Raw genomic sequence first — 22,828 nt, 5'->3', positions numbered from 1 at the left:
CGCTCCTGATCAGGGAGGTTCCATGGGTACCGAGGCATTCGAGGCGCTCGCCCTACTGGCCGAGGAACGCGTCGACCACCGCTTCAAGGGCCTCCCGCCGGACGCCGACGGCCTCACCGTCGGCGAGCTGGCCGCCCAGCGCCGCAACCTCTTCACCGGCGGCTTCGCGACCCCCGTGCTGGCCCTCTCCGTCGAGCGCCTGGAGCACAACCTCGCGCTCATGGAGACCTACGCGACCCGCCACGGCCTCGCCTTCGCCCCGCACGGCAAGACCTCCATGGCCCCGCAGCTGTTCCAGCGCCAGATCGACCGCGGCGCCTGGGGCATCACCCTCGCCGTCCCGCACCAGGTCCGGGTGGCGCGGGCGTACGGAGTCCAGCGGGTCTTCCTCGCCAACGAGCTCGTGGACCCGGCCGCCCTGCGCTGGATCTCCGCCGAACTCGACTCCGACGACGACTTCCGCCTCGTCTGCTACGTCGACTCCGTGCGCGGGGTCAAACTGATGGACGCGGCACTGCAGGGCGCGCGCCGCCCCCTGGACGTCGTCGTCGAACTGGCCGCCGGCGAGGGCGCCCGCACCGGGGTGCGTACGGAGGCGGAGTGCGCGGCGGTCGCGGACGCGGTGGCCGCCGCGCCGACCCTGCGGCTGGTCGGGGTCGCGGGCTACGAGGGCGAGGTCCCGCGGGCCGACCCGGAGCGGGTGCGCGCCTGGCTGGGCCGCCTGGTCGCCCTCGCCGTCGACTTCGACAAGGCCGGACGCTTCGCCGGCACGGACGAGATCGTCGTCAGCGCGGGCGGCAGCGCCTGGTTCGACGCGGTCGCCGACGTCTTCGCGGACGTCCCCGAACTCTCCCTCCCCGTACTGAAGTTGCTGCGCTCGGGCGCGTACGTCTCGCACGACGACGGCCACTACCGCAAGCTGACGCCGTTCAACCGGGTCCCCGAGGAGGGCGCGCTGGAGCCCGCCTTCCGCCTGTGGACCCAGGTGGTCTCCCGCCCCTCCCCCGACCAGGCGTTCGTCAACGCGGGCAAGCGGGACGCCGCCTACGACCTCGACCTGCCCTTCGCCCAGGTGGTCCGCCGCGACGGCACGGAACGCCGCGCCACCGGCGTCTCCGTGACCGCCCTCTCCGACCAGCACGCCTGGCTGCGCACGACGGACGAGGCGGACCTCCGGGTCGGCGACTGGGTCGGCCTCGGCCTCTCCCACCCGTGCACGGTCTTCGACAAGTGGCCGCTGATCCCCGTCGCGGAGGCGGACGGCACGGTCGTCGACTACATCCGCACGTTCTTCTGACAGCGCGTGTTCTCAGGCAGGGAGGCCGACCATGGAAGACCTCGTCATCCGGGACGCGGACGTCGTCGACGGCACCGGCGCGGACTCCTACCGCGCGGACGTGCTGATCGACGACGGCAGGATCGTCGCGATCGTCAAGGAGGCGGCCGCGGCGGGCTGCCAGCGCCCGAAGGCGGTGAGGGAGCTGGACGCCGAGGGCCTGACCCTCTCCCCCGGCTTCATCGACATGCACGCCCACAGCGACCTCGCCCTGCTGCGCGACCCCGACCACAGCGCGAAGGCGGCGCAGGGCGTGACCCTCGAAGTCCTCGGCCAGGACGGGCTGTCCTACGCCCCTGTCGACGACCGCACCCTCGAAGAGGTCCGCCGGGCCATCACCGGCTGGAACGGGTACGGCGACGACCTCGACTTCGACTGGCGTTCGGTGGGTGAGTACCTGGACCGCCTGGACCACGGGTTCGAGGGCCGGGGCATCGCCGTCAACGCGGCGTACCTCGTCCCGCAGGGCACCGTCCGCGCCCTGGCCGTCGGCTGGGAGGACCGCCCGGCCACGCCGAAGGAGCTGGACCGGATGCGCCGGCTGGTCGCGGAGGGACTGCAGCAGGGCGCGGTCGGCCTGTCCTCAGGCCTGACGTACACGCCCGGCATGTACGCGGAGGACTCCGAACTGACCGAACTGTGCCGGGTGGTGGCGGAGTACGGCGGCTACTACTGCCCCCACCACCGCAGTTACGGAGCCGGCGCCCTGGAGGCGTACGCGGAGATGGTGGAACTGACCCGCAAGGCGGGCTGCCCGCTCCATCTCGCCCACGCCACCATGAACTTCGGCGTGAACGAGGGCCGCGCCCCGGAGCTCCTGACCCTCCTGGACGAAGCCCTGGACTCCGGCACCGACATCACCCTCGACACGTACCCCTACACGCCGGGCTGCACCACTCTCGCCGCTCTGCTGCCCAGTTGGGCGAGCGCGGGCGGCCCCCAGGAGATCCTGCGCCGGCTCGCGGACGACGACACGGCCGCCCGCATCCGCCACGACCTGGAGGTGACCGGCGCGGACGGCTGCCACGGCGTGCCCGTCGACTGGGACACGATCGAGATCTCGGGCGTGGGCGACAACCGCTTCGCGGACCACGTGGGCCGCACGATCCGGGAGTCGGCGACCGGGAGAGGCGAGGAGCCCTGGACAACGGCCCGCCGCCTACTGGTGGAAGACCGTCTGGCCCCCACGATCCTCCAGCACGTGGGCCACGAGGAGAACGTTCGCACGATCATGCGCCACCGCGTCCACACGGGCGGCTCGGACGGCGTCCTGGTCGGCGCCAAACCGCACCCGCGCGCGTACGGCACGTTCCCGCGCTATCTCGGCCACTACGTGAGGGAGTTGGGGATCCTGTCCCTGGAGGAGTGCGTGGCCCACCTGACCGGCCGCCCGGCGGCGCGCCTGCGCCTGCCCGACCGCGGCCTGATCCGCGAGGGCCACCGAGCGGACCTGGTCCTGTTCGATCCGCGAACGGTGGCGGCGGGCTCGACGTACGACGCCCCCCGCACGCTCCCGACGGGCATCCCACACGTCCTCGTCGACGGCCGTTTCGTGATCGAGGACGGCCGGCGGACGGACGTGCTGGCGGGGCGGGCGGTCCGTCGCAGTCCCGTGTGACGGACCGCCCCTCCGCTTCGCCCTACGGCTTGGGCAGGGTGCACCCGCTCGCGCTCAGGTTGAGCTGGTTGCCGGTCGTGAAGCAGGCCGGGATCAGGTAGGTCTCCTGGGCGTAGTTGATGCCCTCGCGGACGGTGACGGTGCCGTTCGCGTCGACCTCGCACGGGTTGTTCTCCGTGCAGCGCTCGCCGTCCTCGTTGCCGGTGTTGTTGACGGCGACGACCTTGCCGGTGGACTGGTCGATCACCGGCGACCCGGAGGTGCCGCCGATGGTCTGGCAGGCGGAGGTGTAACGGACCGAGTCCTTCCAGGTCCAGTCACCCTCCTTCAGGCGGTACACGAACCCGTCGACGCTGCAGTTGTAGAGCGTCTTCCAGTACCCGGAGGCCACGGTGATGGCGGTACCGGCGGTCGGGTGCGTGTCCTGCACGGTCAGCGCGGAGATGCCGTACGAGCTCTTGATCGACGCGTACGTGCTGGTGAGCTGGTAGATCGACACGTCCGTGTCGGTCATCGTCCCGTAGGCGAGCTTGCTGGCGCGCAGGGTCGCGACCCGGGTGCCGGAGGAGTTGAGCAGCCCGAAGGTCCGGCTGGACGCCTGGTTGACGAGCACCTCGCCCGGCTCCGGGAAGCCCGTCGACAGGCAGTGGCCGTTGGAGAGCACCAGCGCCGGGTCGGTGTCCAGGGAGTTCGGGAAGCGGATGACCGAGCCTGAGCAGTTGCTGAGCGCGACGGTCCCGGCGAGGTTGACGGCCTGGAGTGTCGGCGCGGCCGCCTTGGTGTCCGCCTTGACCGAGATCGCGGAAGCCGAGGCGGCGGGCGCCGCGCTCACCGGCGCCGCGACCGCGGGTGCCGCACCCGCCCCGGCGATGGCCAGGGCGAAGAACGCGGCAACGAGAGGCTTTCTCATGTGGGGGGTCCCCTCTCATGACAAGGCGACCGGAGATCTTCCGGCCGCCCGCTGTTTTGTCATGCGCATTGTTGGTGCAGAGGGGACGGAGAACAAGGGTCGCTTTTCAGCCGCGGGGGCCGGGGCTCATGGGGCACCCCCGCCTATCTGCCGCCTTTTCCCGGCCCGCGCCCCTTCCCGGAGTTGCCCTTCCCGGCTTCGGACGTCGCGGCGGAGGGCTCGGCACTCGCCGTCGAGCCGGTGGCGGCCGACGACACTGCCGAGGGCGCCTTGGACGTCGTCACACCCGAGGACGGCCCCCCACTGTCCGAAGCGGACGGAGTCTCGCGCGCGGAACCGGCGAGGCCGCCCGCGGACGCGGACGGGGTTTCCGGGTCACTCGCCGTGTCGTCCGACGCCGAGCGCGTGCCCCCCTGCTTGCCCTGCTGGTCCCCGGCCGGATCCCCGGAGAAGGAGAACCCCGCCACCACCGCGGCCAGCGCCACCGCCCCGACCGCCCCGGCGGCGGCCAGGACCCGCCGCTCACGCCACCCGCCCGCCCGGCGCGCGGCGCGCCGACGGTCCGCACGGCCGCCCGCCCCGCCCTCGGCAGGGGGAACCCGAGGCAGCTCGGTCGTCTCGTCGTACGCGTTCTCCCACCCGTGAGCGGCCGCCGGATCGGCGTACTGCTCGTACGAGGACTGATCGGTCTCGGCGTACGGGTGGTACACGATCGGCCGCACCGCGGGCACGCCATTCTCACCTGGCCTGGACATGGCCGCGCATTGTAGGGACGCATGCGCCCCCTGGGACAGCTACCGGCGATAACAGCCCAAACCGCCCGCCTCACGTGGCGGAAAACACCCCCCGGGAGGCGTTACCGAGCCGTAAGCTCCCAGACATGCAGGTGATCCAGTCGACCAAGCTCGCCAACGTCTGTTACGAGATCCGGGGCCCGGTTCTCGAGGAGGCGATGCGCCTGGAAGCGGCTGGTCACCGCATCCTCAAGCTGAACACCGGCAACCCGGCCGCCTTCGGCTTCGAGGCCCCGCCGGAGATCCTGGAGGACATCCTCCGCAACGTCTCGACGGCTCACGGCTACGGCGACGCCAAGGGACTGCTGGCCGCGCGCAGGGCCGTCGTGATGCACAACCAGACACTCGGCATCGAGACGGACGTCGAGCACGTCTTCATCGGCAACGGCGTCTCCGAGCTGATCGTGATGGCGATGCAGGGGCTGCTGGACGACGGGGACGAGGTTCTGGTCCCGGCCCCGGACTACCCCCTGTGGACCGCCGCCGTCTCGCTGTCCGGCGGTACGGCCGTGCACTACCGCTGCGACGAGCAGGCCGACTGGATGCCGGACCTCGCGGACATCGAGCGGAAGGTCACCGACCGCACCAAGGCGATCGTCATCATCAACCCGAACAACCCGACGGGTGCCGTGTACGACGAGGCGATGGTCCGGGGGCTGACCGACATCGCGCGCCGGCACAACCTCCTGGTCTGCTCGGACGAGATCTACGACAAGATCCTCTACGACGGCGCCACGCACATCCCGACCGCCAAGGTCGCCCCGGACCTGCTCACCCTCACCTTCAACGGCATGTCGAAGGCGTACCGGGTGGCCGGCTACCGGGTCGGCTGGATGTCGATCTCCGGGCCGCGCGCGCACGCCGACTCCTACATCGAGGGTCTGACGATCCTGGCGAACATGCGCCTGTGCGCGAACATGCCGGGTCAGCACGGCGTGGTCGCGGCGCTCAGCGGGCGGCAGACCATCAACGACCTGGTACTGCCCGGCGGGCGGCTCAAGGAGCAGATGGACACGGCGTACGAGCTGCTGACGCAGATCCCGGGTGTGACGTGCGTACGGCCGAAGGGGGCGCTGTACCTCTTCCCTCGCCTGGACCCGACCGTCTTCAAGATCAAGGACGACCGTCGGATGGTCCTCGACCTCCTCCGCCGGGAGAAGATCATGGTCGTCCAGGGCACCGGTTTCAACTGGCCGGAACCGGACCACTTCCGGGTCGTCACGCTGCCGACGGCGACGGATCTGCGGGACGCGATGGGCCGGATCGGGCGCTTCCTGGACGGCTACGGCCAGCCGTAGCGGCGGCTCTCCGGCATCCGTAGACGGATCAACCTTAGACGAAATCTAAGCTAGGATGGTTTCCTGACATCCCAGGAGGCCATCCGCATGTACGAACCGATCCGCACCAAGTCGGTCCACAGCACGATGGCCGGCACGTCCTCGGACTTCCCCCACCGTTCCCGCGAGGAGGAGCTGGACATCCAGCTCGCAGGTCATCTCGCGGCGCTGCTCGCCGTCACCGACGAGCTGTGCGCGACGGCGCCGTCCGCCGACCTGGACACCGCGGCCGCACAGCTCGCGCAACAGGTGACCCGGTTGCGCGGAGGGCGGACGCCGGTCCGCTCGGCCCACGCCGCCGACCCGGCGGAACCGCACCTCGCGGCCCTGCACGAGCGGGCGCACGCCCTGGCGGGCCGCGCCCTCCTCGTCGCGGCGTCCCGCGCGGACACCGCGACGGCGATCCTGGCGGCACAGCGCATGGACGCGCACGCCGCCGCACTGGTGGAGACCAAGGAACTGAGCACCGCCGGCTGACTCCCCTTTCGGGGATCTCCCCTCCGGGGGACCGTGAACGGCCCCGGTCCGCGTGCACCCGCAGCGACGCGCGGACCGGGCGCCACCCCCGCACCACAACGCAAGCCACACCCCCCTCCCGGAACAGCGTGCGGAATCCGCTCTTCCCGTTGAGTTCCGGGTCGCCCCCTTCACCCCCCGTTCACCCAGCCCACCCAGGAACGTGGGGTTCCGCGAGCACGCTCCCCCTGTGAGACGAATCGCAGGAATCGTCCTCGCTGTGCTGCTGATGGCGGGTGTGGTGGTCGCCGTCGTCGCGGGTCGCAGTGATGAGGACAAGGGCACGGCAACGAAGACCGTGCGGATGGTGATCGGGTCGGAGAAGGCTGAGTTCTTCGCGGATCCCGACGTGGTGAAGGCCCTCGCCGCCAAGGGCTACAACGTCAGGGCCGAGACCTCCGGGTCCTGGGCCATGGAGGGGCTGGACCTCAAGGGCTACGACCTCGCCCTCCCGTCGAGCCAGGCGCCGGCCGTCGGACTCGCCGCGAAGTACAAGGTGACGGGGACCCTCCCCCGCCCCTTCTACTCGCCCCTCGTCGTCGTGGCGCACAAGAGCGCCGCCGAGGTGCTCGCGGCCAACGGTCTGGCCACGCTCGACGCCGCCCACCGCGGCACGCTGAAGATGGCGGCCTATCTCGACGCGGCCCGCGCCGACCGGACCTGGCAGCAGCTCAAGGGCGCTGCGAAATACGGGGAGTTGACCGGCACCCTCTACCTCTCCAGCACCGACCCGGAGACCTCGAACTCGGGCGCCCTCTACCTCGCCGCCGCGTCCTACGTCGCAGGCGGCGGCAAGGTGGTCGCGAGCGACGCCGAGGTCGAGCGCACGGCGCCCCTGCTGCACAAGCTGGTGAGCGTGCAGGGCGCCCAGCAGTCCAGCACGGACGCTGCCTTCCGGGACTTCGTCAGCGGCGCCGGCAACCCGCTCGTCCTGGTCTACGAGTCGCAGGTCGCCTCACTCCTGGCGGACGGACAGAAGCCGGACGACCTGGTGGTCCTCTACCCGGACACCACCGTCAACAGCGACCACACCGCCGTCCCGCTCACCGAGAACGGCCAAGCCGTCGCCGCACTCCTCTCCACTGACCCGCGGTTGCGCAAGCTGGAGATCCGGCACGGGTTCCGACCGCAGGGCGTCGCCGCCGAGTTCGCCTCGGCCACCACCTACCTCAAGCAGCAACTGACCGGCGTCCGCCAGGCGCCCGTGCCCACCTCCGCGGTGCTGCACGAGCTGGCGCGACGGGCGCGCGGATAGGGGGAACAGCACATGAGTGACGACACCTTCACCCTCACCCCGCCCGAAGCGGTCGCCGCCGTGCCGCGCGAGAAGGCCGGCGGACTCGTCCCCGTCGACGACGGGGTGCGCACCGACATGGCCGCCAAGGCCGCCGCCTACGTCGAGGGGCTCGCCGCGCTCGACGCCCGCTCGCCCGAGTTCGCGGGCAAGGTCGGCGAGATCACCGCGCTCGGCGCCGGTGAGATGCGCACGGCCGCCGCGCAGTCCAACCGCATGCTGGAGCGGACGATCCGCAGCCTGCCGGACAAGGGCGGGGACGCCCAGTCGCAGGTCGCGGGCTCGCTCGTCGAACTCCGGCGGGTCGTCGAGGATCTGGACCCGCGTGATCTGCCGGCCTCCAAGGGACGGAAGTTCCTGTCCCGGCTGCCCGGCGGCAACAAGCTGCGCGACCACGTCGCCAAGTACGCCTCCGCGCAGGGCACGTTGAACAAGATCGTGGGCTCGCTGCGCGGCGGCCAGGACGAACTGCGGCGCGACAACGCCGCGCTGCAGACCGAGCGTGTCCGGCTCTGGGAGACGATGGGCAAGCTCCAGGAGTACGTCGTGCTGACCGACGCCCTGGACCGGGCCGTCGAGCAGCAGATCACCGGTGCCGAGGCCGCCGACCCCGAGCGGGCCGACAGCCTGCGCGCCGATGTCCTCTTCCCGGTCCGGCAGAAGCACCAGGACCTGCTCACCCAGCTCGCGGTGTGCGCGCAGGGCTACCTCGCCATGGACGTCGTACGCCGCAACAACGACGAGCTGATCAAGGGTGTGGACCGGGCCGCCACGACCACGGTCTCGGCGCTGCGCATCTCCGTGATGCTGGCCTCCGCGCTCGACCACCAGAAGAAGGTCATCGAGCAGGTCAACGCGTTGCGCGGGACCACCGAGGACCTCATCCGGGGCAACGCGGAGATGCTGGCGACGCAGAGCGGGGAGATCCAGCGGATCGCCGCCGACCCGGCCGTCGGCGCCGAGACGCTGCGCTCCGCCTTCCAGCAGATCTACCGCACCCTCGACGCCATCGACACCTACAAGGTGCAGGCGACCGAGGCGATGGCGGTGACGGTGGAGAACCTGACGGCCGAACTCCAGCAGGCGAGCACCTATCTGGACCGCAGCCGCTCGCGGGGCGCACTGGAAGGCGGGCTCGCATGAGACGGCCCCTCCGGCACCTTTGGCCGCTCCTCGCGCTGACGGCCCTCACCCTCCTCCTGACCGCCTGCTCCGCCGAGGGCGACGCCAAGGACCCCGACGCCCCCGAGCCCGGCACGCTCCGGGTCCTCGCCTCCAGCGAGCTGAGCGACATGAGCCCGGTCCTGGAGCAGGTCCGCAAGGACACCGGTGTCACGGTCCGGCCCACCTACATGGGCACCCTGGACGCCGTGAACCTGCTGGCCAAGGGCGGCACCGACGGGACGTACGACGCCCTGTGGCTGTCCTCCGACGACTATCTGCGGCTGCGGCCGGACGCGGCGAAGAAGGTCGTCTCGGAGACGCCGATCATGTCGAGCCCGGTGGCTCTCGGCGTGAAGACCAGCACGCTCGGCTCCCTGGGCTGGAAGGCCGGTCACGTCACCTGGACGCAGATCGAGCAGGCCGTCCAGGACGGGAAGCTCACCTACGGCATGACCGACCCGGCCCGCTCCAACTCCGGTTTCTCCACGCTGATCTCGGTCGCCTCGGCGCTCTCCGGGGCGCAGTCGGCGCTCACCGACGCGGACGTCACGAAGGCGACCCCGAGGCTGAAGGAGTTCTTCAAGGGGCAGCAGCTGACCTCGGGTTCGTCGGGCTGGCTGGCGAGCGCGTACACCCGGCGCGGTGACGTCGACGCGCTGCTCAACTACGAGTCGGTCCTCAAGGGCATCCCGGGGCTGACGGTCGTCCGCCCCACCGACGGCGTCGTCACCGCCGACTACCCGCTCTCCTCCCTCGCCGCCACCGACGCGACGACCCGCGAGAACGTCAGGCGGGTGACCGACGCGCTGCGCACGGAGACCGTCCAGCGGCTGATCACCACCAGGACCCACCGCCGTCCGGTCGTCGCCTCCGTTCCGCCCGCCCCCGGCCTCGACACCGCGCGCCGGCGCGAACTGCCCTTCCCGGGCAGCCGTTCCGTCGCCGACGGACTGCTCGACGCCTACGAGAACGAGCTGCGCCGCCCCTCGCGGACCGTGTACGTCCTCGACACCTCCGGCTCGATGGAGGGCGACCGGCTGAGCCGTCTCAAGGACGCCCTCGCCGACCTCACCGGCGACTTCCGCGACCGCGAGGAGGTGACGCTGATGCCGTTCGGGTCCGACGTGAAGAGCGTCGCCACCCATGTCGTCAGCCCCTCCGACCCGGACGCCGGACTCGCCGCGATCCGCGAGGACACCAAGGAGCTGCGGGCCGACGGCGAGACCGCGATCTACACCTCGCTGGAGAAGGCCTACGACCACCTGGGCGCCGACCGGGACACCTTCACCTCCATCGTGCTGATGACGGACGGCGAGAACACCAAGGGCGACGACGCCGACGACTTCGACGCGTTCTACCGGAAGCTCGGCGCCGACCGGCGGAACATCCCCGTCTTCCCCATCCTGTTCGGCGACTCCGACCGCTCGGAGCTGGAGCACATCGCCGAGCTGACCGGCGGCAGGCTCTTCGACGCCCAGAAGGGCTCGCTGGACGGCGCCTTCGAGGAGATCCGTGGCTACCAGTAAGGTCGTGGGCTTCCTGGAGTCCCGCAAGAACATCGCGGGCAGCGCGTGCGGGCTGGTCGGCCTGGTGCTGACCTTCACGGGCGTCGCGGGACCGTACTGGCCCGTGGTGGTCGTCGGCCTGTACGGCGCGGGCGCGCTGATCGCCCCGCCGGAACGGCCGCCGCTGCCCGACTTCCCCAGCCCGTCCGCCCAGTTGGACGAGATCCGCGGCGACTTCGCGACGCTGCGGGAGTATCTGGACGGCGTGGAGCTGCCTCCGGCCGCCGCCGGACGGCTCACCGAGCTGACCGGGCTGCTGACCGCGCTGCTCGACCCCGGCTGGGTCGCCGAGGTGCTCGCCCAGGACCCGGAGGGCGTGCACACGCTGTCCCGGGCGGTACGGCAGGACATCCCGGAGGCCGTCGACACCTACGTACGGACGCGGTGGTGGACGCGGATCGCGCCGGGGCAGGAGTCACCGGAGCGGCATCTGGAGCGCCAGCTCGCTCTGTTGCACGAGGAGGCCGAGCGGCTGGCCGCGAGCCTGCGCGAGACGGAGGCCCGGCGGCAGGAGTCGCACACCCGCTACCTGGAGGAACGCAACCACTAGCGCGCGAGGGGGCCGCCGCCGCGGGGGGAAAGGGCGAAGGCCTGTCGTCGTGCTCCTCCCGTCGGGGCGGACGGGAACGCGCGACGACAGGCCCGGGACCCCGCACGCCGTTGTGCGGAGCCTCGCCGGTCCATGAGGGCTATCCCAGGCGCCGCACCAGGGCGTGGTACTCGTCCCACAGTTCCTTGGGGGTGTGGTCGCCGAAGGTGTTCAGGTGCTCGGGGACCAGGGCGGCCTCCTCGCGCCAGACCTCCTTGTCGACCGTGAGCAGGAACTCCAGGTCGGAGTCGGCCAGTTCGAGCCCCTTGGTGTCGAGGGCACCCTTGGCCGGCAGCACGCCGATCGGGGTCTCGACGCCCTCGGCCTTGCCGTCGAGGCGCTCCACGATCCACTTCAGGACGCGGCTGTTCTCGCCGAAGCCGGGCCACACGAACTTGCCCGCGTCGTTCTTGCGGAACCAGTTCACGTAGTAGATCTTCGGGAGCTTGGACTGGTCCTTGCCCTTGGCGACGTCGACCCAGTGGCCCATGTAGTCGCCCATGTTGTAGCCGCAGAACGGCAGCATGGCGAAGGGGTCGCGGCGCAGCTCGCCGACCTTGCCCTCGGCGGCGGCGGTCTTCTCGCTCGCCACGTTGGCGCCGAGGAAGACGCCGTGGTTCCAGTCGAAGGACTCCGTCACCAGCGGCACGGCGGACGCGCGCCGGCCGCCGAAGAGGATCGCCGAGATCGGCACGCCCTTGGGGTCCTCCCACTCGGGCGCGATGATCGGGCACTGCGCGGCGGGGGTGGTGAAGCGGGCGTTGGGGTGGGCGGCCGGGGTCTCGGACTCCGGCGTCCAGTCGTTGCCCTTCCAGTCGGTGAGGTGGGCCGGGGTCTCCTGCGTCATGCCCTCCCACCAGATGTCGTTGTCGTCGGTCAACGCCACGTTGGTGAAGACGGAGTTGCCCCACAGCGTCTTCATCGCGTTGGCGTTGGTGTGCTCACCGGTGCCGGGCGCGACGCCGAAGAAACCGGCCTCGGGGTTGATGGCGTACAGCCGGCCGTCCTCGCCGAAGCGCATCCAGGCGATGTCGTCGCCGATCGTCTCGACCGTCCAGCCGGAGACCGTCGGCTCCAGCATGGCGAGGTTGGTCTTGCCGCAGGCGCTCGGGAAGGCCGCGGCGACGTACTTGGACTCGCCCTGCGGAGGCGTCAGCTTGAGGATCAGCATGTGCTCGGCCAGCCAGCCCTCGTCGCGGGCCATGACGGAGGCGATGCGCAGGGCGTAGCACTTCTTGCCGAGCAGGGCGTTGCCGCCGTAGCCGGAGCCGTAGGACCATATCTCGCGGCTCTCGGGGAAGTGCGAGATGTACTTGGTGGAGTTGCACGGCCAGGGGACGTCCGCCTGGCCCTCGGCCAGCGGCGCTCCGAGCGTGTGCACGGCACGCACGAAGAACCCGTCGGAGCCGAGTTCGTCCAGCACCGGCTGTCCCATGCGGGTCATGGTGCGCATGGATACCGCGACATAGGCGGAGTCGGTGATCTCGACGCCGATCGCCGAGAGGTCCGAGCCCAGCGGCCCCATGCAGAACGGGACGACGTACATCGTGCGGCCGCGCATCGAGCCGCGGAAGACGCCCTTCTCACCCGCGAAGATCTCCCGCATCTCGGCGGGGGCCTTCCAGTGGTTGGTGGGGCCGGCGTCCTCCTCCTTCTCGGAGCAGATGAAGGTGCGGTCCTCGACACGGGCGACGTCGGTCGGATCGGAGGCCGCGTAGTAGGAGTTGGGGCGCTTGATCGGGTCGAGTTTCTTGAAGGTGCCCTTCTCGACGAGCTCCTCGCACAGGCGCTCGTACTCGGCCTCGGATCCGTCACACCAGACCACGTTGTCCGGCTGCGTCAGTTCGGCGATCTCGTTCACCCAGGAGACGAGTTCCTGGTGGTTGGTGGGGATGACGGGGGGAGCCGCGATGTCGCGCGCCACGATTGCTCCTCAATGAGGGGGTTTTTTGTTGGAGGCCCCGTGGGGGCTGCGACCCGGATGCTTCACGGTGGTGACCCTGGCGCTCATCCGGTGTCGACCGCACTCATTTGATCATCCGACTGTACCGCCCATATGTCCAGAGTGCATCACAGGTGAGCGGAGTGAGGATGGCCACGTGTACGGGCGACACTTTGCGTCCACATGGCATTCGGGGGCCGCCGGTCGACCCAACTCCGGTGAGACGATGGCCACTCTTCGCTCCTCATTCCGCCGGAGTGATCCGTAACCTACGGTTCCGTAGGTACGATTCGGGTATGACTGCGCCCGTCCCCGACGCGACCACGGACACACCGGCCGCCGGCCGCGGTCCCGTCGCACACTCCCTGTCTGACGAGATCAAGCCCAAGCTCCGCGGCTGGCTGCATCTCGGCATGTTCCCCGCCGCCCTCATCTCGGGCCTTGTGCTCACCGCCCTCGCCGACTCCACCCGCGGCCGCATCGCCTGCGGCATCTACGCCCTCACCGCCTGCCTGCTGTTCGGCGTGAGCGCGCTCTACCACCGCGGCAACTGGAACGCGCGCATGGACGGCATCCTGCGCAGACTCGACCACGCGAACATCTTCCTGATCATCGCGGGCACCTACACCCCCCTGACGATGCTGCTCCTTCCCGGCGCCAAGGGTCAGTGGCTGCTGTGGAGCATCTGGGCCGCCGCCGCGGCGGGCATCCTCTTCCGCGTCTTCTGGGTCGGCGCCCCGCGCTGGCTCTACACCCCCTGCTACATCGCGATGGGCTGGGCGGCCGTCTTCTTCCTGCCGGATTTCATGCGCACGGGCGGCATCGCGGTCCTGGTCCTGGTGGTCGTCGGCGGGCTCCTCTACAGCGCGGGCGGCGTGATCTACGGCATCAAGCGGCCCAACCCCTCACCGCGCTGGTTCGGCTTCCACGAGGTCTTCCACTCCCTCACCCTCGCCGCGTTCGTCGTGCACTACGTCGGCATCTCCCTGGTGGCGTACCAGCACGGGTGAGAACCAGCCGGGGTAGACCGGCACCTTTCCGCCTCCTTGTGGCCACGGCTCCCGAGCCGTGGCCACTTTCGTATGCCGGGAGCGAGTAGCGATTGACACAACCTAGCTTTTGAGAGCTACTGTCATTTCATGGCTACCGTCACGAACGACACGAACACTTCCGAGGCGGGGCGCGACCCCCGCCGCTGGTGGGCCCTGGGGGCCCTGGTCGCGAGCATGCTCACGCTCGCCTTCGACACGACGATCCTCAACGTGGCACTCCCGACGATGGCGCGGGACCTGGGCGCCACCACCGGCGAACAGCAGTGGATGGCGGACTCGTACGTCGTCGTCTTCGCGGCGCTGATGCTCCCGGCCGGCCTCCTCGGCGACCGGTTCGGCCGGCGCAGGATGCTGATCACCGGGCTCGGGATCTTCCTTCTCGGCTCACTGGTCGGCACCCTCGCCGACGACGTCGACGCGGTGATCGCCGCCCGCGCCGTCATGGGCGTCGGAGCCGCGCTGGTCACACCGCTCGCGCTGTCCGTGCTGCCCTCGCTCTTCGCCCCCGAGGAGCGCACCAAGGCCGTCGGCATCATCTCCTCCGCCTCCGCGCTCGGACTGCCGCTCGGCCCGATCATCGGCGGCTGGCTGCTCAACCACTTCTGGTGGGGCTCGGTCTTCCTCGTGAACCTCCCCATGGCCGCGATCGGCGTCGCCGCCTGCGTCTTCCTGCTCCCCGAGACCCGCGACCCCGCCTCCCCCAAGGTCGACATCGTCTCCACCGCGCTCACCGCGACCGGGCTCGGCGCCCTGATCTACGCGATCATCGAGGCGCCCACCCGTGGCTGGGGCGACCCACTGGTCCTCGGGATGCTCGGCGCCGCCGTGGCCCTGATCGCCGCGCTGGTGCTGCGCGAGCGGCGGGTCGAGCGCCCCATGCTCGACATGACCCTGCTGGCCCACCGCGGCTTCCTCTTCAACACGATCGCCGCGACCCTGGTGATGTTCGTGCTGTCCGGGCTGCTGTTCGTGCTGCCGCCGTACCTCCAGGCCGTCCTCGGCCACGACGCCCTCGGCACCGGGGTGCGGCTGCTGCCGATGATGGGCGGCCTGCTGGTCGCCTCGCGGACCGCCGGGCCGGTCGTCGCCCGGTTCGGTGCGCGGGCCTCGGTGAGCGCGGGCCTGGTGGTGCTGGCCTTCGCCGCGCTCCTCGGCAGCCGGACGACGGTCGACTCCGGCTACGGCTTCACCGCGCTGTGGCTCTCCATCACCGGTCTCGGCTTCGGGTTCGCGCTCATTCCGGCCATGAACAGCGCCCTGGGCGCCCTGCCCCGCGACCGCGCCGGCAGCGGCTCCGGGCTCCTGATGACGCTGCGCCAGGTCGGCGGCGCGATCGGCATCGCGGTGCTCGGCAGCCTGCTGTCCGGCACCTTCCGGGACCGGCTCGACGTCACCGGCCTGCCCGCCCGGGTCGCCGACACCGCCGGGGACTCGGTGGTCGCCGCCCACGTGATCGCCGAGAAGGCGAACCTGACGGACCTCGCCGTCTCCGCGAACGACGCCTACGTGCACGGCATGGACCTGGTCCTGCTGGTGTGCGGGATCGCCGCCCTGGTCTCCGCACTGCTGGCAGCCGCGTTCCTGCCGGGGACCCGGCGCGCCGAGGACACCGGTGCCGGGGACGCCGGTGCCGGGGACGCCGGTCCCGCCGTGGCCGTGACCAAGGCCGATGCCTGACAATGACCCCCATGACGGCCGCACGCATGAGTTCCCCCGCCGACCGCCCTCACCTTGGTCTCCGTGAGCGCAAGAAGATCAAGACCCGCGAGGCGATCCGTTCCGCGACCTACGCGCTGATCAAGGAGCAGGGGTACGACGCCACGACGATCGACCAGATCGCCGAACGCGCCGAGGTGTCGCCGTCGACCGTCTTCCGCTACTTCCCGACCAAGGAGGACATCGTCCTCACGGACGAGTACGACCCGATCCTGCTGGAGGAGCTGCGTGCCCGGCCCGCGGACGAGCCGTGGCCGGACTCCATCCGGCACGTGATGCGGGAGGCGATCCGCACGGGCGTCGAGGAGGACGCGGAGGTGGCACGGCTGCGCACCCGGCTGATGGTCGAGGTGCCCGCGGTGCGTTCCCGGATGATGGAGAGCATGTCGGTCAGCGGCCGCATGCTCTGCACCGCCATCGGCGAGCGCACCGGCCGGGACCCGGACAGCCTGGAAGTGCGGGTGTACGCGATGTCCCTCATCGGCGGCCTGATGGAGACCTCCCTCTACTGGGCCGAGAACGGCCACAGGGACGACTTCACCGCACTCGTCGACCGCACCCTGGCCGTCCTGCAACACGGCCTCCTCAGGGAAAACCGCTGAGACCGAACCCGGCCGCCGTGGCATCCTGACCTGGTGAGCGCACCGGAGATCCACGTCGAATTCGCCCCTGAACTGGCCGTCTTCGTCCCGCACGGGCGGCGTACGGGAGCCAGCGTGCTCGCCACCGACGGCCTCTCCTCCCTCGGCCATGTCGTCGAGTCGACCGGCGTCCCGCTGACCGAGGTCGGCACGCTCGTCGTCGACGGCCGCGCGGTGCCGGTCTCGTACGTCCCCACAGGAGGCGAGTCCGTGCGGGTACGGGCGGTCGAGCGCCCCCAGCGGGTGCCCGGCGCTCCCCTGCGCTTCCTCCTCGACGTCCATCTCGGCACCCTCGCCCGCCGGCTGCGCCTGCTCGGCGTGGACACGGCGTACGAGTCGACCGACATCGGCGACCCGGCGCTCGCCGCCCTCTCGGCGGCCGAACAGCGCGTCATGCTCAGCCGCGACCGGGGCCTGCTGCGCCGCCGCGAACTGTGGGCGGGCGCCTACGTCTACAGCACCGACCCCCAGGAGCAACTCCGCGACGTCCTCGACCGGTTCGCACCCGAACTGCTCCCCTGGACGAGGTGCACGGCCTGCAACGGCCTGCTGCGCCAGGCCACCAAGGACGAGGTCGCCGACCAGCTGCAACACGGCACCCAGAAGTCGTACGACGTCTTCGCGCAGTGCCGCTCCTGCGGGCGCGCCTACTGGAAGGGCGCGCACCACGAACAGCTGGTGGCCATCGTGGAACGCGCCCTGGCGGAGTTCGCCGGTTAGCCCGGTCGCTGGGCCCGGCTTCAGCCGTTCAGCGCGGTGCGCAGCCGTTCGGGGTCGGTGGTCGGGGCGTCGCAGGTGAAGTTTCGGCAGACGTACGCGGTCGGTTCGCCCTTGCTCAGCGGCCGGTCGGCGAGCAGCGGGAACTCGTCGCTCCCCGTGGTGCCGAACGCGACGACGGCTCCCGGGGCGGTGCCCAGAAGTGCCGTGCGGTGCAGGGCTTTCGAGGCCGGGTCGTCCGCGCCGGTGGCGACGACGGCGACCTCGCGCGGCCCGTCGAGCAGCGCCTCGGCGGCGGCGAGCCCCCACCCGATGAACCTCGGCACGCGCGGTCCGAGCGCCTTCACGACCCCCAACGCCCGCTCGGCGGCGGTGCGGTGCGGCTCGGAGCCGGTGTGGGCCGCGTAGCTCAGCAGCGCGCCGGCCGCGGCGGTCCAGCCGGAGGGGACGGCGTTGTCGGTCGGATCCTGCGGACGCCGGATGAGCTGCTCGGCGTCGGCCGCCGTGTCGTACAGCGCACCGGACTCGGCGTCGACGAACCGGACGAGAACGTGGTCGAGCAGGAACCCTGCGAACTCCAGCCAGACGCCCTCCCCGGTGACGGAGCCGAGGGCGAGGAACCCCTCGGCGACGTCGGCGTAGTCCTCCAGGACGCCCGCGTTGGCCCCTGCCCGACCGTCCTTGCTGGTGCGGAAGAGCCGGGCCTGCTCGTCGAGATGCAGCCGGACGAGGAGATCGGCGGCGCCGACCGCGGCCTCGACGAGATCCGGACGGTCGAAGTAGGCGCCGGTCTCGGCGAGCGCGGCCACGGCGAGCCCGTTCCAGGCCGCGACGACCTTGTCGTCCCGGCCGGGGGCGGGGCGTTCGGCCCGCCTGCTCAGCAGCCGCTCCTTGATGCCGGCGATCTTCTCGGCGTCGAAGACGCTGTCCTGCTGCGGGAGTTGGAGGACGGAAGCGCCCTGCTCGAAGGTGCCTTCCTCGGTGACGCCGAAGTAGCGGGCGGCGAGCTCGGCGTCGTCGTCGCCCAGTGTGTCCGCGAGCTGCTCGGGCGTCCATACGTAGTAGGCGCCCTCGACGTGCTTCCCGCTGCCGTCGTCGCTGTCGGCGTCGAGCGCGGAGGCGAACCCGCCCTCGGCGGTGCGCAGTTCCCGCACCATGAAGTCGGCGGTCTCGAGCGCGACGCGGCGGGCGAGCCCGGAGCCGGTGGCCCGCCAGAGGTGGGCGTAGACCCGACAGAGCAGTGCGTTGTCGTACAGCATCTTCTCAAAATGCGGCACGATCCAGTCGCGGTCGACGGAGTAGCGGGCGAAGCCGCCCCCGAGCTGGTCGTAGATCCCGCCGCGGGCCATCCGTTCACACGTGTCCTGGGCCATCTGCAGCGCGCCCTCGGCACCGGTCCGCGCGTGATGCCGCAGCAGGAACTCGACGACCATCGACGGCGGAAACTTCGGCGCCCCGCCGAACCCGCCCCGCTGCGCGTCGTACTCCCGCGTCAGCCCGAGCAGCGCCTGCGACAGCTCCTGCTCGCCGGGGGCCTGGCTGTCCCCGTAGGAGATCTCCCGCCCCGCCAGATCCCGCACGATCTTCCCGGCGACCTCGGCCACCTCGTCGCGCCGGTCCGTCCAGGCCTGCCGCACCCCCTCCAGCACCTGCCGGAAGGAGGGCATGCCGTGCCGGGGCACGGGCGGGAAGTACGTCCCGAAGTAGAACGGCTCGGCGTCGGGCGTGAGGAACACGGTCATCGGCCACCCGCCCTGCCCGGTGGCCGCCTGCACGGCTTCCATGTAGACGGCGTCGACGTCGGGGCGCTCCTCGCGGTCGACCTTGATGTTGACGAAGTGGTCGTTCATGTAGGCGGCGACTGCCTCGTCCTCGAAGCTTTCCCGCGCGAGGACATGGCACCAATGGCAGCTGGAATAGCCGACGCTCAGGTGTACGGGAACACCTCGCCGTCGAGCCTTGTCGAAGGCCTCCGCCGACCAGGGCCACCAGTCGACGGGGTTGTCTGCGTGCTGGAGCAGGTACGGGGACGTCTCATGGGCCAGTCGGTTCGGCATGGGGACCATCCTGCCGCAGTACCCCGCCGGTCAGGCGGCAGACATGTCCCGGACGGTGGCATCGAACTCGCGGGCCGTCTCCTCCCGCCCCCTCGCGCCACGGAGCCGCCCGCCGCACACTTGACCAAGCACAGCTGGGACCGCCGGAGGGGGACGGGACATGCGGGACGGCCATAGGGCGGAAGCCGAGCGGTTGTTGGCGCGGGCCGTGGAGGAGGAGGTGCGGCGCTCCGGTGGCCGCACCGATCGTCAGGTACTGATGACGCGGGCCCGCGGCGCGCTGGACGCCATGGCGCAGACGGCCGCGGAGGAGTACGAGGCGTACGCGCGTGCCCTGGAGGAGACGGAGGCCCGGCGGATCAGTTTCGGGCAGCGGTACGCACGTGAGGGCGGCCGGACTCCCTTGCTGGTGGCGGGCGTTGCCGCCGTCACGACGGCGGTCGCCGACCTCGCGCTGGGCACGGGTCAGGGTACGGCCCTCGGGGCCGGGGTGACCGTCGGGGTCGTCGGGGCGGCGGCGACCGTCGTGAAGGTGGCGGGGGCGCATCTGCCGGCCGCGCACCACCGGGCCGGCGAGGCCGGGCAGCCCGGCGGCGCCGAGCAGCTGCGGCTTCAGTGGCTCACGGCGCTGGAGGTGCGGGGCATCCGGCCGTACCTGGACCAGCAGCGGGTGCTGAGCGCGACGACCGGGCCGAAGAAGACTCCGGGGCCGCAGCTCAGGGGCGCGGACAAGAGCGCGGCGGCGCGCGGGCGGACGGTGCTGGGGCAGTCGTTCGCCCAACTGCCGGAGACCGCGGGGCCGTTCGCGGGGCGGCGGGCGGAACTGGCGCAGATCCGGCAGTGGGTGCATGCGGCGCGGGCCAGTACGCAGACCCAGCCCACCGTGGTAATGCTGCACGGCGCCCCCGGCAGCGGCCGTACCACCCTCGCGGTGCGGGCCGCGCACGATCTGCGGGACCAGTTCCGCGGCGCCTGCGTGGTGGACCTGCGCGGCGACAGCGCGGAGGAGGCGCCGCTGCCCACCCGGGACGCCCTGCTGCACCTGCTGAACCGGCTCGGCGCGCCCCGCGAGCAGCTCCTCTTCCGTGAGCGCTCGTCGGCGGACCAGCAGGTCAAGCGGCTCAGCGAGCTGTACCACCAGCACCTGACCGGCCTGCCGGTCACGGTGATCCTGGACGACGCCTCGGACCCCGAGCAGGTCCGCGCGCTGGTCCCGGAACGTTCCGACAGCCTCGTCCTGGTCACCGCCCGGGCCCCGCTGAGCCTCCCGGCCGAGCTGTCCGCGTGGGTGCACGAGCTGGCGGTGCGGCCCCTGGAGGCGGCGGGCGCGGAGGAGCTGCTGGGCGCGGCGGCGCAGGACGCCTCGGGCCCCTACGACGCCGAATCCGCCGACCGCATCACGGAGTTGTGCGGTGGGCTGCCGCTGGCGCTGCGGGTCGTGGGCTCCTCGCTGGGTCCGCGCTCGCCGCGCGCCCTGGCGGCGGACCTGGGGGCGTACGGCCCGGTGGGGCCGGTCGAGCGCGCGCTGTGGCTGCGCTACACCGACCAGCCGGAGGTGACGCGGCGGCTGCTGCGCCGTCTCGCGCTGGCCGGCCGGGCCTCCCTCGGCGCGGCGGCAGCCGCCGCGCTGCTCGCCACGGACCGGGCGGAGGCGACCCGCCATCTCACCGCCCTCGCCGACGCCGGCCTGGTCGACCACGTCCGCGGCGACCGCTACCGCCTGCACGACCTGGTCCGCGCCTTCGCCCAGGCCCGCCTGCTGGACGAGGAGGAGCAGACCGAGCGCGCGGCGGCCCAGGAACGTCTCCTCGTCAGCTACGCCGAGCTCGCCGACTCCGTACTGCGCCTGGTCGACGGCAACATGTCGACCCGCTCGGACCGGTTCACCCCGCACGGCTTCACCTCCCTGGACGAGGCGCTGCGCTGGCTGGACGACGAGTCGAGCTTCATCACGGCGACGCTGCGGCACGCGGAGGGCGTCGACCAGAACGCCGTACTGAGCCTGCTGGGCGCGCTGTGCGACTACTGCCTGCTGCGCGGCGACCTCTACCGGCTCGGTGAGATCAGCGAGCTGGCACAGTCGGTCGGCCAGGACCTGCTGGTGCGGTCCGTGCAGTGGCGCACGGGCATCGCGGCCCGTCAGCTGGGCGAGCTCGACAAGGCCCGTACGACGCTCAGTTCGGTCGTCGACCTCTATCTCCAGGCCCACCACGACGCGGGCGCGGCGCGCGCCCTGTGCTCGCTGGGCATCACCCTGCACCACCAGGGCCAGCTCACGGAGGCGGCGGCGAAGCTGCGGGAGGCGATGGACCTCCAGGCCGCGCCCGCGCTGGCCACGGACCGCGCCTGGACGATGCACGCGCTGGCGGCGGTGGAACGGGACAGGGCGCACCTGGCGGAGGCCCTGGTCCTGCTGACCCGCTCCCTGGTCCTGCACCGCGAGGGCGGCTCCGTGCACGGTGAGGCGTGGGCGCACTTCCAGCTGGGCCAGCTGAACCTGCGCCGCGGCGACGCCGACCGGGCCGAAGCCGACCTGCGACGGGCCCTGGAACTGTACGGCCGCACCCGCGACGCCCGCGGCGAGGCCTGGGCCCTGACCCAGCTGGCCCGGGCCCGTCTCATCGCAGGAGACCCCGGCCCGGCAGCGGAGGACCTGCGCCGGGCGGCGGCCCGGCACCGGGACAACGAGGACGCGCGCGGCGAGGCGTGGACGGTCTACTACCTGGGCCTGGCCCTGGAGGAGACGGGCGACCTGGACCACGCGGTCCGCGAGCTGGAACGCTCCCGCTCCCTCTTCTCCCGGATGCGGGACGTCTACGGCCTGGCCTGCGCCCGCCACCACTCGGCGCGGGTGACCCGCGACCAGCGCGCCGCCCAGACGGGGTCGCTGCGCAACTCCGGCTTCGCCCGCCAGCTCCTGGTCGACGCCCGTGCCGACTTCCAGCGCATCGGTGTCGCCCACGGCGAGGCCTGGACCTGCCTGGAACTCGCGATCGTCGACGCGGGCAACGCCCGTACACAGGCGGCCCTGGCGCTGTGCGAGGAGGCGACGGCCCTCTTCGCGTCGTACGGCGACCGCCGCGGCGAGGACTGGTCCCGTTTCCTGCGCTGCACCCTCCTGCCGTACGCGGCCCCGGGCGGCGTCGAGGTGGGCACGGCGGTGGCCCAGGAGGAACTGTCCCAGCTGGCACGCGACGGCCATCCGTCCCGCGACGGGGCGCTGGACGAGTGCGCGAAGGCCTACGCGCTGCTGCTGGAGAGGGGCGTGAACCTGGACGCGGGCTGGCAGGCCTGGCGTTTGGGGATGGTGCCCGGCCGACACGCGCGGGAAGTGATGGGAGTGCCGGTGACGACAGAGGACGGGACAGCGGAAGGGTGAGGTCACCGGGCCGAACCCGCCCTGCGCTTCCCGACGCGGGGCGGTCCCCGACACGGGGCGGTCCCCGACACAGGACGGTCCCCGACACAGGGCCGTCCCCGACACAGGACGGTCCCCGACACAGGACGGTCCCCGACACAGGGGCAGTCCCCGACGCGGGGCGGTCCCCGGGTGGTCGACGAGCGCCTCACCCTGGGCCGG

17 protein-coding genes are annotated in these 22,828 nt (G+C 71.7%); 13 read left to right on the top strand and 4 right to left on the bottom strand.

All coding sequences use genetic code 11. From position 1 onward, the window contains the following. The first annotated feature begins 22 nt into the window (after window positions 1–22). The gene (locus tag OG289_RS32065; protein WP_327317532.1) at window positions 23–1,297 is read left to right on the top strand and encodes an amino acid deaminase; all 1,275 of its coding nucleotides are present in this window, start codon (window positions 23–25) and stop codon (window positions 1,295–1,297) included. Between the two features lie 31 nt (window positions 1,298–1,328). Beyond that, window positions 1,329–2,954, top strand: coding sequence for an N-acyl-D-amino-acid deacylase family protein (locus OG289_RS32060; protein ID WP_327317531.1), 1,626 nt, complete (start codon window positions 1,329–1,331; stop codon window positions 2,952–2,954). A gap of 22 nt (window positions 2,955–2,976) precedes the next feature. Here the strand turns inward: OG289_RS32060 and OG289_RS32055 are convergent, their stop codons facing one another. After that, on the bottom strand, window positions 2,977–3,864 hold the full coding sequence (locus tag OG289_RS32055) for a S1 family peptidase (RefSeq protein ID WP_327317530.1): 888 nt from the start codon (window positions 3,862–3,864) through the stop codon (window positions 2,977–2,979). Window positions 3,865–4,007: 143 nt separating this feature from the next. Next, window positions 4,008–4,619 (bottom strand): hypothetical protein, encoded by a 612-nt coding sequence (locus OG289_RS32050; protein ID WP_327317529.1) that lies wholly within the window; start codon window positions 4,617–4,619, stop codon window positions 4,008–4,010. 125 nt (window positions 4,620–4,744) lie between these two features. Between OG289_RS32050 and OG289_RS32045 the strand changes: the two genes are divergently transcribed. The 6 genes from OG289_RS32045 to OG289_RS32020 all read left to right on the top strand — a co-directional run bounded on the left by OG289_RS32045 (window position 4,745) and on the right by OG289_RS32020 (window position 11,084). Beyond that, on the top strand, window positions 4,745–5,956 hold the full coding sequence (locus tag OG289_RS32045) for a pyridoxal phosphate-dependent aminotransferase (RefSeq protein WP_327317528.1): 1,212 nt from the start codon (window positions 4,745–4,747) through the stop codon (window positions 5,954–5,956). Between the two features lie 87 nt (window positions 5,957–6,043). Next, the gene (locus OG289_RS32040; RefSeq protein WP_327317527.1) at window positions 6,044–6,472 is read left to right on the top strand and encodes an SCO4983 family protein; all 429 of its coding nucleotides are present in this window, start codon (window positions 6,044–6,046) and stop codon (window positions 6,470–6,472) included. A gap of 229 nt (window positions 6,473–6,701) precedes the next feature. Further along, window positions 6,702–7,766 carry a hypothetical protein gene (locus OG289_RS32035; protein ID WP_327317526.1) on the top strand — a complete coding sequence of 355 codons (1,065 nt, stop codon included), beginning with the start codon at window positions 6,702–6,704 and terminating at the stop codon, window positions 7,764–7,766. A 12-nt stretch (window positions 7,767–7,778) separates the two neighbouring features. Beyond that, a complete protein-coding gene (locus OG289_RS32030; protein ID WP_327317525.1) occupies window positions 7,779–8,948 on the top strand; it encodes a toxic anion resistance protein in 1,170 nt (389 codons plus the stop codon). Continuing rightward, the gene (locus OG289_RS32025; RefSeq protein WP_327317524.1) at window positions 8,945–10,495 is read left to right on the top strand and encodes a vWA domain-containing protein; all 1,551 of its coding nucleotides are present in this window, start codon (window positions 8,945–8,947) and stop codon (window positions 10,493–10,495) included. Before OG289_RS32030 ends, OG289_RS32025 begins: the two co-directional genes overlap by 4 nt. Beyond that, window positions 10,482–11,084: a hypothetical protein gene (locus tag OG289_RS32020; RefSeq protein ID WP_327317523.1), complete on the top strand. Its 603-nt coding sequence runs from the start codon at window positions 10,482–10,484 to the stop codon at window positions 11,082–11,084. The genes OG289_RS32025 and OG289_RS32020 overlap by 14 nt, the downstream gene beginning before the upstream one ends. Window positions 11,085–11,223: 139 nt before the next feature. On the opposite strand, the gene OG289_RS32015 is transcribed toward OG289_RS32020, so the two are convergent. Continuing rightward, a complete protein-coding gene (locus OG289_RS32015; RefSeq protein ID WP_327317522.1) occupies window positions 11,224–13,047 on the bottom strand; it encodes a phosphoenolpyruvate carboxykinase (GTP) in 1,824 nt (607 codons plus the stop codon). A 314-nt stretch (window positions 13,048–13,361) separates the two neighbouring features. Here OG289_RS32015 and trhA point away from each other — a divergent pair, with 314 nt between their 5' ends. The 4 genes from trhA (at window position 13,362) to OG289_RS31995 (ending at window position 17,194) form a co-directional block, all read left to right on the top strand. Continuing rightward, window positions 13,362–14,075: a PAQR family membrane homeostasis protein TrhA gene (gene trhA / locus OG289_RS32010; RefSeq protein WP_327317521.1), complete on the top strand. Its 714-nt coding sequence runs from the start codon at window positions 13,362–13,364 to the stop codon at window positions 14,073–14,075. 129 nt (window positions 14,076–14,204) lie between these two features. Further along, window positions 14,205–15,794 carry an MFS transporter gene (locus OG289_RS32005; RefSeq protein WP_327317520.1) on the top strand — a complete coding sequence of 530 codons (1,590 nt, stop codon included), beginning with the start codon at window positions 14,205–14,207 and terminating at the stop codon, window positions 15,792–15,794. Window positions 15,795–15,796: 2 nt separating this feature from the next. Further along, window positions 15,797–16,435 (top strand): TetR/AcrR family transcriptional regulator, encoded by a 639-nt coding sequence (locus OG289_RS32000; protein WP_327317519.1) that lies wholly within the window; start codon window positions 15,797–15,799, stop codon window positions 16,433–16,435. A gap of 33 nt (window positions 16,436–16,468) precedes the next feature. Further along, window positions 16,469–17,194 (top strand): Mut7-C RNAse domain-containing protein, encoded by a 726-nt coding sequence (locus tag OG289_RS31995; RefSeq protein ID WP_327317518.1) that lies wholly within the window; start codon window positions 16,469–16,471, stop codon window positions 17,192–17,194. 20 nt (window positions 17,195–17,214) lie between these two features. Here the strand turns inward: OG289_RS31995 and OG289_RS31990 are convergent, their stop codons facing one another. After that, on the bottom strand, window positions 17,215–19,248 hold the full coding sequence (locus tag OG289_RS31990) for a thioredoxin domain-containing protein (RefSeq protein ID WP_327317517.1): 2,034 nt from the start codon (window positions 19,246–19,248) through the stop codon (window positions 17,215–17,217). Between the two features lie 160 nt (window positions 19,249–19,408). On the opposite strand from OG289_RS31990, the gene OG289_RS31985 reads away from it, so the two are divergent. Continuing rightward, window positions 19,409–22,627: a tetratricopeptide repeat protein gene (locus OG289_RS31985; protein WP_327317516.1), complete on the top strand. Its 3,219-nt coding sequence runs from the start codon at window positions 19,409–19,411 to the stop codon at window positions 22,625–22,627. Window positions 22,628–22,828 lie beyond the last annotated feature (201 nt).

It is taken from the genome of Streptomyces sp. NBC_01235 (assembly GCF_035989285.1).
In the GTDB taxonomy this organism is placed as follows: Bacteria; Actinomycetota; Actinomycetes; order Streptomycetales; family Streptomycetaceae; genus Streptomyces.
Note: the sequence above shows the minus strand (reverse complement) of the source record. Positions and strands in the feature narration are given on the sequence as shown.